The following is a 16588-nucleotide window of genomic DNA, read 5'->3' as shown; positions in this document are numbered from 1 at the left end:
GTTTCAAAAAGTCTGCAGAAACTGTTCACGCAGATGCAATACGTCTTCTCTGGTGTCTGCATCAATTGTTATAAACTGATCTTCCACAGGCACCGCAAGGGCTTTATCTGTATATCTTCGCAGCAGGCCACGCATGCCATCTTGACCATTATAGTTGAGAATCTCGGGTATGAGCCTCGCTGAGATAAGTGGAGGATGTCCTCTCCTGCCGAGGAACTGTGGGTAGTAGATGAGACGGGAGGCATCATTATCTCTGGCATATAGCAGCTTTTTGAGCGTTGCTGGATGAACCAGAGGAATATCGACCGGCAACAAAAAAAATGCGCCACAATCTTTGAGCTCTTTGACTCCGCACTGGATTGAAGAGAACATGCCATCCTGAAAATTATCATTATAAACAGGGCGAGATGAGGTTTGGGCAATAATAGGCGTAAGCTCCTGGCTCCGATTACCGACTACGGTAACGCTGGGGATACCCAGATTTTCAAATAGAGTGATGGCATGTTCGATCAACCGTTTGTCTCCCACCCGTAGAAGGGGTTTGAATCCCTTCATTCGGGTAGAAAGACCTGCGGCAAGAATAAGTGCTCCGGATTTATGGTTTGTCATAGGTCCTATTGCCTTGGAAATACTGTTACGTTTTTTTGAGTAAGTCGGTTTTAAATGGCAGATCCCGGAGCATTACGCCTGTAGCTTTGAAGACTGCATTGGCAACGGCGGGAGCCAGGGGAGGTACGGGCAGTTCACCGGTGCCGCCGACGGGGTGAACACTTTGGGCAATATGCACCTCAATCTCCGGTACCTCAGCCATGGTCAGGATCGGATAGTCATCATAGTTGGAGGTAATTACGCCTCCACCTGAAAATTCGACCTCTTCATGGAAAGCTGCGCTGAGGGCCATGATTGCTCCGCCTTCCATCTGAGCTTTGATAGCATTGGGAAATACTGCAAGCCCACAGTCGATAACCGCAACCAGCTTTTGTACCGTGATCCCGCCACTGTCCTCATCAACGGAGACCTCCGCCATATAGCCTGAAGATGAGCCAAAACATTCTGCGATGGCGACACCCCGACTCCTGCCGACTGGCACAGTGTCAGCCCAGCCGGATTTGTCAGCAAGAAGCTGTAGCACGCGGTAAGGTCTTGAATCTTTTTCCATCAGGCTGAGACGAAACTCCACCGGATCTTTGTTTGCCTTGGCGGCAAGTTCATCCATCATTGTCTCGACACTGAAGGTGGTGTAGGAGTAGCCAACAGAGCGCCAGAAACCGACCGGGATGGGCAGGTCAGTCATGACATATTCCACATGCCGGTTTGGCAATTTGTAGACCATGTCTGGAATCCCCTGTACAGCGGTTGAGTCAACGCCGTTTTTTACAGATTGGGGTGCGAAGCGGCTCATTATTGACGGTGCGACAACTTTCTGGATCCAGGCGATGGGCATTCCCTCTTTATCCAGACCGGCTTTGATCGTGGTGGCTGCGCCTGGGCGAAAATAGTCATTGGTGAAATCATCTTCTCTTGTCCACATCACTTTGACAGGGAGACCAACTATTTTGGAGAGGGTAACACTATCTTCAACCGGATCTGGTTCGCTGCGTAGCCCGAAACCGCCACCTGCTGGAGTTGTCATAATTTCAACTTTGTTATCCGGGAGCCCGGTGATTTTTGCTGCCATCATCTGGGCCATAGTCTGCCCCTGGGTGGGAACCCATACCCGGCAGCGGTCCTTTTCCACATGGGCGGTACAGTTGATAGGCTCAAGAGCTGCGTGGGCAAGGTATGGAAAAGTGTAATCTCCGTCGACAGTGACGTCGGCCTCAATCATTGCTTTGGCGGCATCCCCTGTTTCTTCGGCCACTGCGCCTTGTTTGGTAAGGCCCTCTTGAAAGCTCCTTTTGATGATCCCGGAATCAAGATCGGGCATTGTGCCTGGTGTCCATTGAATATTCAACTTTTCACGGCCCTGCATGGCAGCCCAGGTATTTTCGGCGCAGACTCCGACTCTGTTTGCGAATCGCACCACCTTGATTACTCCGGTCACCGACATGGCCGCCTCCTCGTCATAAGATTCCGGTTCTGCGCCAAATCGTGGGGGGCGAGAAACACAGGCGATACACATATCCGGTTGGAACTGGTCGATCCCGAATTTCGTTTTGCCAGCGACTTTATCAGGGATATCAAATCGCTCTTTATCGGAGCCGATGAGACGGTAGTCTTCAGGGGCCTTCAGGGCAGGTTTTTCAGGGAAGGGAAGTGTTTGAGCAGCATCAACCAGCTGCCCATAGCTGATGGTGCGCCCGTCAGGGTGAATAACTGTACTTTCCCTAGTGGAAAGTTTTGCCGGAGCTATATCCCACTTCTTTGCGGCAGCTTCAAGCAGCATCTGTCTGGCACCAGCCCCTGCTTTTCTAAACATATCCCAGCGATGACGAATACCGGTGCTGCCACCGGTTACCTGCATGCCCCAGTACGGATCTTTGAAGTCTTCTCCGGCAAGTGCCATTTTGGGCTGGACCTTTTACCAGTCAGCATCAAGCTCTTCTGCTATTATCAAGGATATACCGGTATGAGTGCATTGGCCGAGGTTGGTCTGGCCTATCCAGACCGTGACTGTATCGTCGGTGGCGATTTCAACGAAGGCGTGGGGTGTGAAATGCGATATTTCCCTGGCCATGGCTGGGCTGACCCGGAGCAGCAGACAGTCTCCGGGAAGAGCCGAGGCTGCAATTACCAGACTGCTTTTCTTTAAAAATGCACGTCGAGTGAGTTTGCTGGTCATAATCAGCCTCCTTGTTTTTTGCTCAAGTCTGCTGCCATATGAATGGCTTCTTTTATCCTCGGATGAGACCCACACCGGCAGTAGACATCATCCATCTGTTCATTGATCTGCTGGTCAGTGGGGCTGGGCTGCCGGGAGAGAAAATCGACAGTCTGCAGCATGATACCAGGCTGACAGTAACCGCATTGCGGCACCTGCTTTTCCAGCCAGGCGAGTTTGACAGGGTGCTCATCCGCGAGTCCCTCGATTGTGATAATCTCACTGTCTTTTGCGTCTTCCAGGGTGATTGAGCAGGACCGTATGGCTTCACCATCTAAAAGCACGGTACAAACTCCACAGAGAGCTATCCCACAGGTATATTTCACGCTGGTGATACCAAGAGTGTCGCGGAACACCTATAGAAGCGGGGTTTTCGGGTCTGCTTCTACTTGCTGGAGCGTACCATTGACCTGTAACGAAATCATGATTTCTCCAAATTGTGTGAGCTTGAGTAGCTTAAAAGAGAATAGTGGCAGGTTGAAATGAAAGAGTAAGAGAGCGTAGTTCTCTAATCGTTATCGTATACCCGGCATCTCCATGTCAAATGAGTTTTGCAAGAAGTGGTTCCGCCTTTAGGACCACCACGTGCTGCTTTTAAGTTTGCAGCCCTTCGTTCCGGTGCTCTTCCCCCTCTCCTCACCGGGAGCGGATTCAGCCGGTTTCCCTTTGTCGAAAGTAGTATGGGCTCATCAGGTGTTGCATCTGATAAGCTTTTATGTGGCTTCACGCCGTTGACACCTCTTTTCGCTGATAATGTGGTATTGAAGGTAGATTTTGAGCGGTTCACATAGGCCAAGGATCTCAATAGGCGATTTCAATCTGTGTCACGTTAAAGACAGGTCAAGGCAGATTATGAAATTTTCCATATGATATCGAATACTCTGCGATGGCTGGAAAGGGGTTATCTATTCCTGGTTCTGAATTATCGGTGCCGCAAAGAGGATGCATGGCTGGAGAGCCTATAAACACAAAGGTAACACTGCATTTGAAAGTCTGTTGTTTCTTGTTGATCTTATACTTGTCTGCTACCATTGAGCTAAGCTCACCGCAAATGTACTCCTATAACTTTCAACTGATTTCCTGCACTGCCTGATCGCAGATATTGGCAGTGTTTCATACCGGTTCAGACCAGTCTTGCAGGAGGAAATAATGAACGAAGTCAAAAAGGAACGGCGGTCATTTCTTAAACATGCTCTGGCGGGAACCGTTGCTGCTACTGCTCTGGCCGCAACGGGTGGAAAGTCTAAAGCACAAAACCATCCGGGTGAAGGAGGTGCAGAAGGCCCAGGCAAGCATCCGGAAATACTTTACAGGGAGACTGAAGAGTTCAGGGAATATTACAAAAAACTCTATTCCTGATTGTTTACTTTAAAGTCCATTTGTTGACAGAAATTATCAGCCAGGGAGACATTGACAATGGTTAGAAAATTGACCAGGAAAGTCGCTCGGGCAGACAGCTCTTCCGTCAGCCCAGGCAGCCCAGGAAAACGTGTAACGCTGAACCCGAAACTGGCCAGACGCTCGTTTCTGAAATTGTCAGCTGCAACTGCGGCACTGAGTGGTGCCGCTCTCACCAGCAAGTTGATCCGGCCGGCCTCTGCCGAATCTGCCGCTAACTCCCCATACGAGGGCTCGAAGAAAGTACGGACAATCTGCAGTTATTGTGCTGTAGGCTGTGGTGTTACCGCCGAAGTACATAACGGTGTATGGGTCCGTCAGGAGATTGCCCGGGATCACCCCATTTCCAGGGGGGCTCACTGTTGTAAGGGGGCAGGGGCTATCGAGATGGTCAACGGCGACAAGAGGCTGAAGAATCCTATGAAAAGGGTGAACGGTAAGTGGAAAACCCTTTCATGGGATGAAGCTCTTGATGAGATCAGCAGCAAGCTCCTCGATATTCGTGAGAAAGACGGTCCTGATGCCTTACATTTTAACGGATCGGCCAAGGTTTCCAACGAGATGGCGTATCTGCAGAGGAAATTTGCCGCTTTCTGGGGTTCTAATAACATTGACCACCAGGCTCGAATCTGACACTCCACAACGGTGGCAGGTGTCGCCAATACCTGGGGTTACGGAGCAATGACCAACAGCCTGAACGACATGCGGCATGCGAAATGTCTCTTGTTTGTTGGTTCAAATGCCGCTGAAGCTCATCCCATTGCAATGCAGCATATTCTGTATGCCAAAGAAAGAAATAATGCCCCTGTTATCGTGGTTGATCCACGCCGCACCAAGCTGGCAGCAAAGGCTACCGACTATCTCCGCATCCGTCCAGGTACCGATACAGCCCTGATAATGGGGTTGGTCAATGTTATTATCGCTAATGGCTGGGAGGACAAGGAATTTATACGCACCAGAGTCGCAGGCTACGAGGAGATGAAGGAGGTCGCAGCGCATTATACTCCGGAGGTGGTGGAGGATATTACAGGTGTTCCGGCAGCAGAAGTAACACGGGTGGCACGGCTCCTTGCCCGCAACAGGCCTGGCAGTCTGACCTGGTGTCTGGGTGGGACTCAGCACTCGATCGGATCATCCATGACCCGTTCCTTTTCTATACTGCAGTTGATACTGGGTAACATGGGTAAATCTGGCGGTGGTACGAACATTTTCCGTGGCCATGACAATGTACAGGGCGCAACTGATATGTGTGTGCTCCCGGATAATCTGCCGGCGTATTACGGTCTCAGTGATACTTCATGGCAGCACTGGTGCAGGGTGTGGGATGTCGATTATGATTACATCGTTTCTAAATTCCCCGCCAAAGAGTGGATGAACAAAAGGGGGTTCACACTCTCAAGGTGGTATGACGGTGTTTTAGCCGATGGGGACAAAATTCATCAGGACACTCCCATAAAGGCCCTTTTGCAGTGGGGGTGCGGCTCAAACTCAAACTCACAATATGCCAGGGTCAAGAAGGCATATGATACCCTGGAACTCCTGGTCATCGTTGACCTCTTTCCCACCATGGGGGCGGTGCTTGGCGAAAAGGATAACGTCTTTCTGCTGCCGGCTGCCTCCCAGTATGAGACCAGCGGCAGTGTAACCTCGACCTCCCGGCAGCTCCAGTGGCGCAATAAAGTGGTCGATCCTGTCCATAACTGTCGCGATGATTACACGATCATGGCTGGTCTGGTGGAGCGCCTCGGTTTTGCAGATGAATTTTACAAGAACATCAAAGAGATTCCGGAAGATGTCACCAGAGAGCTGAACAAGGGGGCCCTGACCATTGGTTATAACGGCCAGACTCCGGAACGTCTGAAAAAACACTCTGAGAATTGGCATAGCTTCGATATCGATACCCTGGAAGCCATTGGCGGTCCCTGTGACGGGGAATACTATGGCCTGCCGTGGCCCTGCTGGACCGAGGAGCATCCCGGTACACCTATTCTCTATGATATCAGTAAACCCGTAGCACGAGGCGGGTTACCATTTAGAAATCGTTTCGGCCTGGAGAAGACGTATGATTCAAGCGGCCGAACCGAAAATCAGCTTGCCGCGGCCGGCGTCTTTAACCCGGGTTGTGAAGTGAGAGGCGGCTATCCTGAGTTCTCAGAAGTGGTAGCGGGTACCAACTGGAAGACTGATATTTCCCAGAAGACCATCAAGGAAGCGATCAGGAGGGGCATGGCGCCATTCGGCAATGCCCGCGCCCGCTGTGTGGTCTGGGATTTCCCGGATCAGGTACCTATCCATCGTGAGCCGCTGCATTCGCCACGACCTGACCTGATCAAAAAGTATCCAACCTATGAGGATAAGCCAAATCATTTCAGGATAGATACTCGCTATGCCAGTGAGCAGAAACCTGAGATTGTCGAGAAATTTCCATATGTGTTGACCACGGGGCGTGTGGTTGAGCATATGGGGGCAGGTGCAGAGAGCCGCTCGAACAAATATCTCTCGGAACTGCAGCCGGAAATGTATGCTGAAATCCATCCACGGCTGGCCGGTAATCTCGGCATACGCGATGGCGCCATGATGTGGATCGAGTCATACGAAGGCAGCAGGATCAAGGTAAAAGCATTTTATACCGAGCGGGTCGACGAAAATACCATCTTTATGCCGTTTCACTTTGGTGGCCTCTTTATGGGTGAGTCGCTGCTGGATAAATATCCGGAAGGGAATGAACCAATTATTATTGGTGAACCGGCGAATCTGGTTGTTGGCTATGGCTACGACATCATAACCCAGATTCAGTCCACAAAGGATGGTCTTTGTAATGTTACCAAAGCATAGGTGCAGCTGGCCTGGGTAAACAGAGTGGAGGAAGAACAATGGCAACAATGAAGTTCTTATGTGACGTCGATCGCTGTATAGATTGCGGCGGCTGTGTTGTGGCCTGCAAGGAAGGGCACCATATTCCGGTTGGCATCAACAGGCGCCGGGTAATTACCCTGGATTCGGGGAAACCTGGTGAGAAATCAATTTCTGTCTCCTGCATGCATTGAGCTGATGCGCCTTGCATCGCTGTGTGTCCGGTGGACGCCATCTATGAACGTGAAGACGGAATTGTACTGGTAAGCAAACCAACGTGCATTGGTTGCGGATACTGCTTCATGGCCTGTCCTTTTGGTGCCCCGCAGTTTCCTGAAGGTGCAGTGTTCGGTGCCCGGGGAGCTATGGACAAGTGCACCTTTTGTGCCGGCGGGCCTGAAGAGACCTTCAGCAAGAAAGAAGAAAAACTCTACGGCCAGAACCGCATTGCCGAAGGCAAGCCGCCACTCTGCTCTGCCATGTGCGCGACCATGGCCCTGTTGGCAGGAGACGCTGATATCGTGGCGGATGTGTATCGGGAACGTGTCTTCAAACGCGGTTCCGGTGCAAATGCCTGGGGCTGGGACAGGGCCTATAAAAGAAAATAATTGAGAATAGCAGAACGTAATACTTTGTAACCTGGCGTGGAAAGATATTTGGTGCCGGGCTCTGGATGTGAGATGGAACCCGGCTGAATAAATGGAGGGAGTCTCTTATGCGACGCGCCATTTCAATATCGACCCTGGTCGTGGGTGTTCTAATGATCAGTTTTGTCTTGGGAACGAAAATTTCCGGCGCTAATCCCCTGGCGGTTCTGTTTCCAGGCTCATCAGCAGATTATTTCAGGGAACTGATGAAATATATTGCCGGGGACTGGCAGCAATACGGGGCCTTGTTTACCAATGTCATACTCGATATTCTGCGCTATGTGTTTTTTGCGGTAATCACCTTGGTTCCCCTGGCGTTTCTGGGGCACTATCTGCTGGTTGGGCCGATGGAATTTCCCCATGAGCCGAAAGTGCTGATCTTTCCTCCCCTGTGCCGTAAGATTCATATGGTGGCTGCGGTTACTTTCAGTATTCTGACTATTACCGGTTTGCTCATAATTTTCGGAAGCTTTCTGGGAGGAGGCTTCTTTATTCGCATTTGCCGTTATTTTCATATTGGGGCGGCGATTATTTTCACAGTTACTGCGCCAATGATGTTTGCTGTTTGGATAAAGGATATGATGCCGGCACTGCATGACCTGAAATGGGTAATTATCATGGGTGGGTACCTAAGCAAGGACAAGAAACCGGTCCCGGCAGGGAAGTTCAATGCAGGCCAGAAGATGTGGTTCTGGGGTTCCACTGTCGGTGGCGTGGTAATGGCGTATACCGGGTATATAATCTGGTCATTCGGGGCAAGCCTTGATACGGTTCGCATCTACACGCTTATTCACAACGTTCTCGGCGCGTTCTTGATATCTGTTTTTCTAACTCATCTTTACATGACAATTTTTGCCATCAAGGGTGCCGTACATTCAATTACCACAGGTTACAGATCCAAGGCCGAGCTCGATTTATTGCATAGCTTGTATAAGTACGAATAGTACAGTTACGCTTGCAATCCTCCTCTGATTCACTGCCTGCCGAGTTTGCAGGCAGTGTGCTCATTTAAGCTTCCCATAGTTCGAATTTCTCATGAGTATTTTGTCGAAATGGAAAAAAAATATTTGATTTTAGGACATTATCATGATGATGACCTTGGACTTTTTCGAGCAGAATGCTCATCGAAGAGTACGCCGCCTGAACTGCTGAGAAAGCCGGGTTGGCATAAAGGCGATCTTTCGTAGTTAGTGTAGAGGTAATGCTGTTTTCTGTAGGCGCTGGCTGGGAGGTGACGAAATGAACCCACTGAGCAGGTTGCTACAAGGTTTCCAGAAAAAACGAGAAGAACGGGAGAGTCTCGAAACAACCATTGAAGAGATCGTCGACATTGCTGATCCATCGATACGGAGGGCTGGCCATTATCAACGGCTGTTACGGCAACCGGTGCAGGAAGCGTCCTCATACTGTGCAGAGATAATAGGGAGAATACCGGGCCCTGTCAGATTGAGCAGGCAAAGCTATAGCAGTGAACCCGAGATTCGTGCTCTTTTTGCCAAGGCTGAAGATGTGGAGGTGCTGCTTAAAAACAGCCCCGATGTAGAGGTTCTCAGAAGAAGCGGTTTCCGGGGAGATGCAATAGGACTGCTCACCATGGATAAAGAGGAAAAAACGGTGTTTGGCCATGAAAAGCATGGTGAGCTGATTCAGCGGGACGTGGTTCAGCATACTGTAAATTTTTCAGGTCATAGAATCGTTTCACCATCACCGGACCTCGACCAGGCTCGGGCGGGAATGGTGCATCGCGGTCTTGAAGTGCTGGCAACTGTTGCCATGGAAAACATAACCAACCTTCGTGCAGAAATATCTGACCTCAGACAGAAACGGGACTATCTGGCTGGCTTCATCCAGATCCTGAATGGGAGAAGCAACCTGCACTCCCGATTCGCCACTCCCGACCCTGAAATGTTGGAGGAGCTTGAAAAGGCAAAAACATCCAAGGCAAAAGTTGAGGCTGAGTTAGAAAAACGACTTGAGGATTTAAGTTACCCGAAAGATGCATTAAGGCATCTGAGTGATGTGATGCTGAAACCTTCTTCCTCACTTACTATGGGGAGTATCACGTTATGTTTAAATTGGATGAATGTCCGGGTTGATGAAAAAAGCGAGGAAGGGAGCAATGCAATCACTTTGGCAGAAATCAGCTTGGCAGAGAGACTGCACCGTTATGGGATTTTTGTTGTTTTACACGTGGAATAGTGGCAAGCTGAGTGTGAAAATGATATAAAATCAATACTTTGTGATGCAGTTTGGGCATAGTCTGAAAACTGTTGGTCAGTTGGCCTAAAATTACGCAATGAGACTGGAATGACAGGTGGAATTTTTGCAATACTGGATGATATAGCGCTGCTGCTCGATGATGCGGCGGTGATGAGCAAAGTAGCTGCCAAAAAAACGGCAGGGATACTTGGCGATGATCTCGCGGTAAATGCTGAAAAAGCAACTGGGTTTAAAGCGTCACGGGAGTTGCCGGTGATCTGGGCCATTACTCGTGGCTCAATTATTAACAAACTGGTGATCTTGCCGCTGGCGTTTTTACTCAGTGCATATGCCTCCTGGCTTATTGTTCCTATCCTGCTTTTAGGTGGCGTTTATCTGAGCTACGAAGGTATGGAAAAGGTTTATCATTACATTTTTCATAGGCAAGATGAAAGTCACAAGCCAGCCGCGGAACAGGTTGAAGACAAGGCGAAATTACTGGAAATTGAAAAAGCAAAAATCAGTTCGGCGGTTCGAACTGACTTTATTCTCTCCATCGAGATCATCATGATCGCTCTGGGGACGGTGATGGACCAGTCGATTGTACTACAGATATTCGTGGTGAGTTTTATCGCCTTACTGGCAACAGTTGGCGTGTATGGGATTGTTGCTTTGCTGGTTCGGATGGATGATGTTGGTTTTTACCTCATCAAACGGGCCGCTGCCATGAAGGGAATGTTGAAAAAAATGATATCCTCAACAGGGTCACTGCTCGTTGTTTCACTGCCACGCATTATTCGTGCACTCGCTGTGATAGGCACAGTGGCGATGCTGTTGGTGGGGGGCGGCATGTTCACCCACAATGTAGAGTTGATACATCATTACCTGCAGGCTGTGCCGGGATTTTTCGCAAACCTGGTCATTGGTGTCCTGGTTGGCAGTGTGGCACTTGTGATACAGCTGGGAGTAGGGAAAATCCGTAAAAGAGTTAGGAAAACCAACTGATATAGGCTCAATGGCACTCTCTTTTCTCATCAATAATCCCCAATATTACAAGCTGATATTCAGCTTTGTGAAAGGTGGCCGCGACGACCAATAAATGGTTGAAATGGATCTGTTAATTGGTTAGCTTTGGTGGATGGTCCTTCATCGTTGATGAAGAGAACGATTTCGTCAAATTCATCTCAAATTAAAAGGCATTGCAACCTTTATGGAGGTTTCGTGGAACCGGTTAATGTCATTTGTATGAAATGGGGGGACAAGTTCGGAGTAGAGTATGTCAATAACCTCTACAATATGGTGAAACGAAATATTACCCTGCCTTTCCGTTTTATCTGCTTTACAGAGATGTCGGATGGAATAGTCGATGGCGTGGAAGTACTGCCGCTGCCGGACTTCAAAGAACCACCAGCCGAATATCAGAAAAAATGTCAGTGTTGGCGAAAGCTGGCTCTGTTTGGTAAGGAATATCAGGATATCAAAGGCAAGATCCTGATGCTTGACCTTGATGTGGTCATAATTGACAACATTGACAGCTTTTTCAGCTACTCAGATAGACTTGCCATGCCGGAGAACTGGTCCCAGCCGGGGCGAAATATAGGGCAGGGTTCGGTAATCTGCTATGAAATGGGACAATACCCGGAGTTGCTTGCACAGTGGGTCAGTAATCAGGCGGACGTTTATCAAAACTATGAAACTGAGCAGGTTTATCTCACTCAAGCCTTAGGCGCAGGGAATTTTGACTGGTTCCCGGAAGAATGGTGTCGAAGTTTTAAAGATCACTGTATGCCCGGAGGCATCCTGAACAGTTTTGTTACCCCCACTCATATTCCCGACGGCGCCAAGATCATTGTTTTTCACGGTAATCCCAATCCGCCTGAGGCCATAGCCGGTGAATGGGGAATACCCGTTCCCTGGTACAAGAAATGGTATAAGACCGTCAAGCCCACTGCCTGGCTATCAGACTATTGGTGTTGAAGAAGCTTTTATTCGAGTTCATAATATCCCCCTTTGGGAGGATTCTTTTCTAACAGACGGGTGCGCTTCTTGCCGTCTGGCATGTGTCCTGTGAAGCTTGATTTTATAAAGCCGCCCTGAAGGAATGACTGCTCAGGGGCGGCTTAGCCCGATTTCTCACGAACATTTTGTCAAAAAACTATTCAAACTAAGCAATTGATAGGCCGGAACAAATATTTCGTCGGTAGTTTTTTGGGAAAAATGTTCGCCGGAGGTAAGTCCATGCGGTACCAGCTTCTTCATTGTTTTGGCAATAAATAGAGGTAACTGGAGTTTACTGCCAAAACTACGAACCTGACACCGCCTGTACTGATGAGAAATCCGGGTTCGTTGTCCCCTGGTAATGCCGAGAAAGTAATTGTCGCCTTACTGGGCTGTATTGTCTTCTGCAGTGGGTGCAGGGACATCCTCGACCATTTCACATTGCCATCCCCAACTCTCCTGCTTTTGGGCAAACTCTGCAGCCTTGCCTTCACAGTAGCCCTCGGTATTCTGTGCCCGCCACAAACCCTGGAGAGATTCATCCTCTTTCTGGTACGTCACTTCGCAGGGAACATTGCTTCCCTGAATATCATATACCACCGTGATGAGGCGTTCTTTACCATCTTTGGTGCAGACATATGTCATTGCACTTGCTGTGGTAACAAAAAAAATCATACAAACTGAGCCCAAGAGCAAAACAAGTGTTTTTTTCATAACGTGTCCCTTCCATAAATTGTTGTTGAGTGTTGTCCTCGAACTTGCGGCGAAATAAAAAAAGTTCAGATTTGCCATAGTGTAGCCGAGAAAAGGGTAAAAATACTAGTAAAATTAATGTATTTGTCCGTTTTTATTCCAATTTGTCACAGTGTTGAATCGTCATCTTGAGGCAATGACTTAACTTGATAGGTCTGTTGCGAAAAGGGGAGCAAGGAAAATGTATCGTCACTCAGTGGGTGACACGTTTCCTGAACTAAGCAGCTCATGGAAGAGTATAACAAATTGTAAGAGTAACATTGAGACTGCTCTATATGTGTGGTAGGATGTCAAATTGTCAGTGAATAAAGTGAAAATCAACGAAGGCCGCCACCCAAACTCTACAGGTTGCAGGTCACTTAATGAACAATAACTGCCAGGTTTCCACCGAATCACCCTCTCTATATAGCTTTTACAGAAAAGGATCTTTGTACCCGTTGTGGAACCTGTGTTGGTGTATGTCCCAATGGTGCTTTGAGCCTCGATAAGGACAACTATCCTGAAATCGATCTCGACAATTGCGTACAATGTGGACTTTGTGCCAAGGTTTGTGCGGGCGGCAGTGTAAATTTTGCAGAACTGTCTGAGATAACCTTTGGCCATAAAGAAGCAACTATAGATTTTGACGACCATTTTCTGCAGTCGACTATTGGTTATGCGACCGATGAAAAACTCAGGACCGGTGGAGCCAGTGGCGGCGTAGTATCCGCCCTCTTGTGGAACATGCAGAAAGAGGGAACGATTGATGGTTGTATCGTTACCAGGATGAGTCGCGAAAATCCATGCCGCGGGGAATTATATATCGCGAAAGGTTACGATGAGATACGGCAGAGCCAGCAGTCAAAATATGTTGTAATCCCGGTTAATTCATTGTTGGCGAAATTACGCAATTTAACGGGTCGCTATGCTATTGTCGCCTTGCCCTGTCAGGTGCATGGCCTTCGGCTGCTTTAGCATGAAGTTCCGGCCTTGTTTAAAAAAATAATGTAATTATTGGGCTACATTGCGCTACCACCCTGGAACCCAGTTGCGACAGAAAGGCTCCTCAAACTGTCTCTGCGGAAAAAATAAAGGAAAGGATAGATTCCTTGCTTATGAAGCTGGGGAAAAAGAAAGTAGTTCGTTTACCTTTATGGAAATTCCTGTCTTCTGATTTTAGGGTGCCCTTGATCCGTATCAGACAGTCTTTAAAACGGCGACGCTTCAAGCTTTTGTAAGCCGGGTGTGAAGGGAAGCTGCCGGGTGCTATCGGGTATGAAGGATTGGTGACTGTTCTGATTCTGTTGATAGTGGTGCATAAGAGACGTACTTGTCTAATATTCGGTAATAGCATGGAAATGGATCAGTTTTCGCTACGCCAAATGCAGGGAGGCAGGGAGACTGGGATACGGTTGTAGTTTTTATGGCTCACGATTCTTTTTGAGCCCGGGTATATCACGCTCTCAAATCAGTTCGATCGCTTTTCATATCATTTTAAATACTGCTGGAATGTTATTGTAAAACATCTCAAGAACCGGGGGGATTAAATGATTAAAGAATGGTCAGAAAGACGTGTGCTGGTCGCAATCTACATGCTATTGCCCATAATCACTGTAATGGCCCTGGAGCGGGTGGTATTCGCGAATGATAATGATGAAAACAGTACACCTGTTTTTTTGCCTGAAGTCAGCATTGGTTTGGGGTATCGAAACGACCAACTTTCTTTTACCATAGCTGGTTTTGAGGGCACTCCAAACGTTCTGTCAGAGCTGGAGTGGGATTCTGTGGAGAGCATGGTCCTGACCGGTGATGTGCGTTGGTGTACTGAAACCCATATATATTTCCGTGCACATGCTTTAATTGGCACAATTTATTCCGGTGACAGTCGCGATTCGGATTACGAGGGCGATAACAGGACAATGGAATATTCACGTTCCTATGCAGATACAGACGACGGTTCAGTTTTTGATGGGAGTTTCGGGTTGGGCTATAGCTTTGATGTAGCTCTTCAGGAACCAGGTACGTATTGGCGCTTCATCCCGGTGATTGGCTACGCATTCCACACCCAGGAGTTTGAAATGACCAATGGCTATCAGGAGCTATACATTGATGAGGATGGAATCAGTTGGCCCCCAGGACCGTTTGACGGGCTGGACAGCAGTTACGACAGTGACTGGAGCGGGCCCTGGATCGGAATAGAGCTGGAATGGAGACCAGCTGTAAAGCACAGTCTTATAGTCGGGTTTGAATATAGCTGGCTTGATTATGAGGCTGACGCGACCTGGAACCTGAGAGAAGATTTGATGCAGCCGACAAGCTTCGAGCATGATGCGGATGGCAGCGGTGTCAGTCTCAATACTGAATATCGATATGACGTTACCAGGAACTGGTATCTGGGACTTCAATTCTATTACTACAACATGAGTACTGATTCGGGGACAAAAACAACCTATGCGGCCGATGGCACAATTTACAAAAGCAAATTCAACGGGGCGGATTGGGAGTCTTACTCTGCTTTAGTTAAGATGGGATACTATTTTTAGTTCCGGGTGAATAAGATTGTAGATTGCAGGGTAGAGAAACATCTATCGTTTCCGTTGCATCGGCTGCTGAATTTATTTTAAACAAAAAAGGCTTACGAATAGATCGTAAGCCTTTGGCAATTCTGGAGCGGGAAACGGGGGTCGAACCCGCGGCCTTCAGCTTGGGAAGCTGACACTCTACCACTGAGTTATTCCCGCAAGAAAGTTGAAGAAGTATAAAGTTCTTGTTTGGGGTTGTCAACTAAGACGTTGTGGTAGTTTTTGTATGAAATTCGGCAGGGTCGGCAATTACCAGGTAAAGTGGATCAGAACGACGTATTTCGTTTGCTAATGCTGAGGCTGATCTTGTATTTGAACTGCAGGAAATATCAAAACCGGGTGAATCTTAGGTCTCTAAGCTAAGAACTGGTTTCTTCTGGAATAACAGGAAGGCTGCTCTGAAAGACGGGAAACAGTAAGTTACTTCGAGGTATATCAAATCACTACAGTGTCAAAGGAGTTGGCTGTTCTGCAGCCAACCCCCTCTGGCAGTTTATTTGATCTTAACTACATTCTGGGCTGAAGGGCCTTTAGGGCCTTCAGTGACCTCAAAACTCACGCGCTCGCCTTCTGCGAGTGATTTGAAGCCGGTAGTCTGAATTGCGGAGTGATGAACAAAGACATCCTTTCCACCATCCTGCTCGATAAATCCAAATCCCTTGGCATCATTAAACCATTTAACTGTTCCTTCAACCATTGTGACAACTCCTGTGTTAGTGTGGGGCGAAACTGCCCCGTTTTCCAAACTCGATATTCTCTTTTCCAGGATATCGAGTCTTAACCCGCTTCACGGGTTAATTCTGTACTGATATTTCTGCTATTTATTCAAAAAGCAGTACCGTATGATAACGGCTTTATCTGCGTTTCTTTCCTTTTTTCTGAGGTTTGGCTTCACGGCAAACGAGTTGACGGTGCTTATACTCGTGTCTGTTGAGATCTTCCATGGCTTTATGTCCCTCGCTTCGAGACCCCATTTCAATAAAGGCAAAGCCTTTTGATCGTCCGCTGAAGTGGTCAGTCACAAGGTTTGCGTTGACGACTTCTCCGTATTGGGTAAATAGAGCTAATACCTCGCTCTCGCTGATATCATAGGGCAGGTTGCCTATAAAGAGCTTCACTCAGGATCTCCTGTTTGCTGTGACCAGCGGCGAAATGTTGTCGGCAACAAAATGCGATAGGGCCGCAAGTAAGGTGTCGAGAACCACGAAGCGTGATCTTGATTTATAGAATGAGGGTGTCAGAATCCAGGCCATACCGGTAAGCTGATAGTCCCCATGAGAAAGCTATTGCTGCTGCCACTGGTGAAATTTTCAGGTGTCCATGAATGTGTCGGGCAGTATCGGGTGGGAGGGATTAAA

General features: G+C 48.2%; 15 protein-coding genes, 1 tRNA gene and 1 pseudogene. 9 read left to right on the top strand and 8 right to left on the bottom strand.

The genetic code is table 11. The annotated features are described in order from the left end of the window. Window positions 1–3 precede the first annotated feature (3 nt). Genes ACN5NT_RS19800 through ACN5NT_RS19785 form a run of 4 tightly spaced genes read right to left on the bottom strand, consistent with a single transcriptional unit; the run spans window position 4 to window position 3105 of the window. Window positions 4–609, bottom strand: coding sequence for a nucleotidyltransferase family protein (locus ACN5NT_RS19800; protein ID WP_419176609.1), 606 nt, complete (start codon window positions 607–609; stop codon window positions 4–6). Window positions 610–634: 25 nt separating this feature from the next. Continuing rightward, window positions 635–2506, bottom strand: a complete 1872-nt coding sequence (locus tag ACN5NT_RS19795; protein WP_419176608.1) for a xanthine dehydrogenase family protein molybdopterin-binding subunit — start codon at window positions 2504–2506, stop codon at window positions 635–637. 15 nt (window positions 2507–2521) lie between these two features. Beyond that, the gene (locus tag ACN5NT_RS19790; RefSeq protein ID WP_419176607.1) at window positions 2522–2782 is read right to left on the bottom strand and encodes a twin-arginine translocation signal domain-containing protein; all 261 of its coding nucleotides are present in this window, start codon (window positions 2780–2782) and stop codon (window positions 2522–2524) included. A 2-nt stretch (window positions 2783–2784) separates the two neighbouring features. Beyond that, complete coding sequence (locus ACN5NT_RS19785; protein ID WP_217907720.1) at window positions 2785–3105, bottom strand: (2Fe-2S)-binding protein; 321 nt, start codon at window positions 3103–3105, stop codon at window positions 2785–2787. 865 nt (window positions 3106–3970) lie between these two features. On the opposite strand from ACN5NT_RS19785, the gene ACN5NT_RS19780 reads away from it, so the two are divergent. The 7 genes and pseudogenes from ACN5NT_RS19780 (at window position 3971) to ACN5NT_RS19750 (ending at window position 11895) form a co-directional block, all read left to right on the top strand. Then, window positions 3971–4180, top strand: coding sequence for a twin-arginine translocation signal domain-containing protein (locus ACN5NT_RS19780; RefSeq protein ID WP_419176606.1), 210 nt, complete (start codon window positions 3971–3973; stop codon window positions 4178–4180). A 57-nt stretch (window positions 4181–4237) separates the two neighbouring features. Next, window positions 4238–7054, top strand: a complete 2817-nt coding sequence (locus tag ACN5NT_RS19775) for a formate dehydrogenase subunit alpha (RefSeq protein WP_419176605.1) — start codon at window positions 4238–4240, stop codon at window positions 7052–7054. A 38-nt stretch (window positions 7055–7092) separates the two neighbouring features. Next, window positions 7093–7680 (top strand): annotated as a pseudogene (fdh3B, locus tag ACN5NT_RS19770) (formate dehydrogenase FDH3 subunit beta). Between the two features lie 107 nt (window positions 7681–7787). After that, on the top strand, window positions 7788–8663 hold the full coding sequence (locus ACN5NT_RS19765) for a formate dehydrogenase subunit gamma (RefSeq protein WP_136796841.1): 876 nt from the start codon (window positions 7788–7790) through the stop codon (window positions 8661–8663). A 295-nt stretch (window positions 8664–8958) separates the two neighbouring features. Further along, complete coding sequence (locus ACN5NT_RS19760; RefSeq protein ID WP_419176604.1) at window positions 8959–9918, top strand: hypothetical protein; 960 nt, start codon at window positions 8959–8961, stop codon at window positions 9916–9918. A gap of 108 nt (window positions 9919–10026) precedes the next feature. After that, window positions 10027–10923 carry a DUF808 domain-containing protein gene (locus ACN5NT_RS19755; protein ID WP_419176603.1) on the top strand — a complete coding sequence of 299 codons (897 nt, stop codon included), beginning with the start codon at window positions 10027–10029 and terminating at the stop codon, window positions 10921–10923. Window positions 10924–11139: 216 nt separating this feature from the next. After that, window positions 11140–11895: a glycosyltransferase gene (locus tag ACN5NT_RS19750; RefSeq protein ID WP_136796838.1), complete on the top strand. Its 756-nt coding sequence runs from the start codon at window positions 11140–11142 to the stop codon at window positions 11893–11895. Between the two features lie 405 nt (window positions 11896–12300). On the opposite strand, the gene ACN5NT_RS19745 is transcribed toward ACN5NT_RS19750, so the two are convergent. Next, a complete protein-coding gene (locus ACN5NT_RS19745) occupies window positions 12301–12630 on the bottom strand; it encodes a hypothetical protein (RefSeq protein WP_419176602.1) in 330 nt (109 codons plus the stop codon). A gap of 408 nt (window positions 12631–13038) precedes the next feature. Here ACN5NT_RS19745 and ACN5NT_RS19740 point away from each other — a divergent pair, with 408 nt between their 5' ends. Beyond that, window positions 13039–13623, top strand: a complete 585-nt coding sequence (locus tag ACN5NT_RS19740; protein WP_419176688.1) for a coenzyme F420 hydrogenase/dehydrogenase beta subunit N-terminal domain-containing protein — start codon at window positions 13039–13041, stop codon at window positions 13621–13623. A gap of 572 nt (window positions 13624–14195) precedes the next feature. Further along, window positions 14196–15191 carry a hypothetical protein gene (locus tag ACN5NT_RS19735; RefSeq protein ID WP_419176601.1) on the top strand — a complete coding sequence of 332 codons (996 nt, stop codon included), beginning with the start codon at window positions 14196–14198 and terminating at the stop codon, window positions 15189–15191. A gap of 123 nt (window positions 15192–15314) precedes the next feature. Here the strand turns inward: ACN5NT_RS19735 and ACN5NT_RS19730 are convergent. From ACN5NT_RS19730 to ACN5NT_RS19720, 3 genes are all read right to left on the bottom strand, one after another. After that, window positions 15315–15389 (bottom strand) — tRNA-Gly (locus tag ACN5NT_RS19730). A gap of 334 nt (window positions 15390–15723) precedes the next feature. Next, window positions 15724–15927, bottom strand: a complete 204-nt coding sequence (locus tag ACN5NT_RS19725; protein ID WP_136796834.1) for a cold-shock protein — start codon at window positions 15925–15927, stop codon at window positions 15724–15726. Between the two features lie 157 nt (window positions 15928–16084). Continuing rightward, window positions 16085–16348: an RNA recognition motif domain-containing protein gene (locus ACN5NT_RS19720; protein WP_136796833.1), complete on the bottom strand. Its 264-nt coding sequence runs from the start codon at window positions 16346–16348 to the stop codon at window positions 16085–16087. Between the last annotated feature and the right edge of the window lie 240 nt (window positions 16349–16588).

The sequence above is a fragment of the Desulfosediminicola sp. genome (assembly GCF_048381775.1).
Taxonomy (GTDB): domain Bacteria; phylum Desulfobacterota; class Desulfobulbia; order Desulfobulbales; family Desulfocapsaceae; genus Desulfopila; species Desulfopila ganghwensis.
The sequence above is the reverse complement of the archived record's forward strand: the minus strand, read 5'-3'. Positions and strand labels throughout refer to the sequence as shown.

Bases quoted from the DNA above. Each gene is read 5' to 3' on its own strand.
- ACN5NT_RS19735 (WP_419176601.1), top strand. From the start codon at position 14,196: ATGATTAAAGAATGGTCAGAAAGACGTGTGCTGGTCGCAATCTACATG.
- ACN5NT_RS19755 (WP_419176603.1), top strand. From the start codon at position 10,027: ATGACAGGTGGAATTTTTGCAATACTGGATGATATAGCGCTGCTGCTC.
- ACN5NT_RS19725 (WP_136796834.1), bottom strand. From the start codon at position 15,927: ATGGTTGAAGGAACAGTTAAATGGTTTAATGATGCCAAGGGATTTGGA.
- ACN5NT_RS19790 (WP_419176607.1), bottom strand. From the start codon at position 2,782: ATGACCAGCAAACTCACTCGACGTGCATTTTTAAAGAAAAGCAGTCTG.
- ACN5NT_RS19800 (WP_419176609.1), bottom strand. From the start codon at position 609: ATGACAAACCATAAATCCGGAGCACTTATTCTTGCCGCAGGTCTTTCT.
- ACN5NT_RS19795 (WP_419176608.1), bottom strand. From the start codon at position 2,506: ATGGCACTTGCCGGAGAAGACTTCAAAGATCCGTACTGGGGCATGCAG.
- ACN5NT_RS19780 (WP_419176606.1), top strand. From the start codon at position 3,971: ATGAACGAAGTCAAAAAGGAACGGCGGTCATTTCTTAAACATGCTCTG.
- ACN5NT_RS19745 (WP_419176602.1), bottom strand. From the start codon at position 12,630: ATGAAAAAAACACTTGTTTTGCTCTTGGGCTCAGTTTGTATGATTTTT.
- ACN5NT_RS19760 (WP_419176604.1), top strand. From the start codon at position 8,959: ATGAACCCACTGAGCAGGTTGCTACAAGGTTTCCAGAAAAAACGAGAA.
- ACN5NT_RS19765 (WP_136796841.1), top strand. From the start codon at position 7,788: ATGCGACGCGCCATTTCAATATCGACCCTGGTCGTGGGTGTTCTAATG.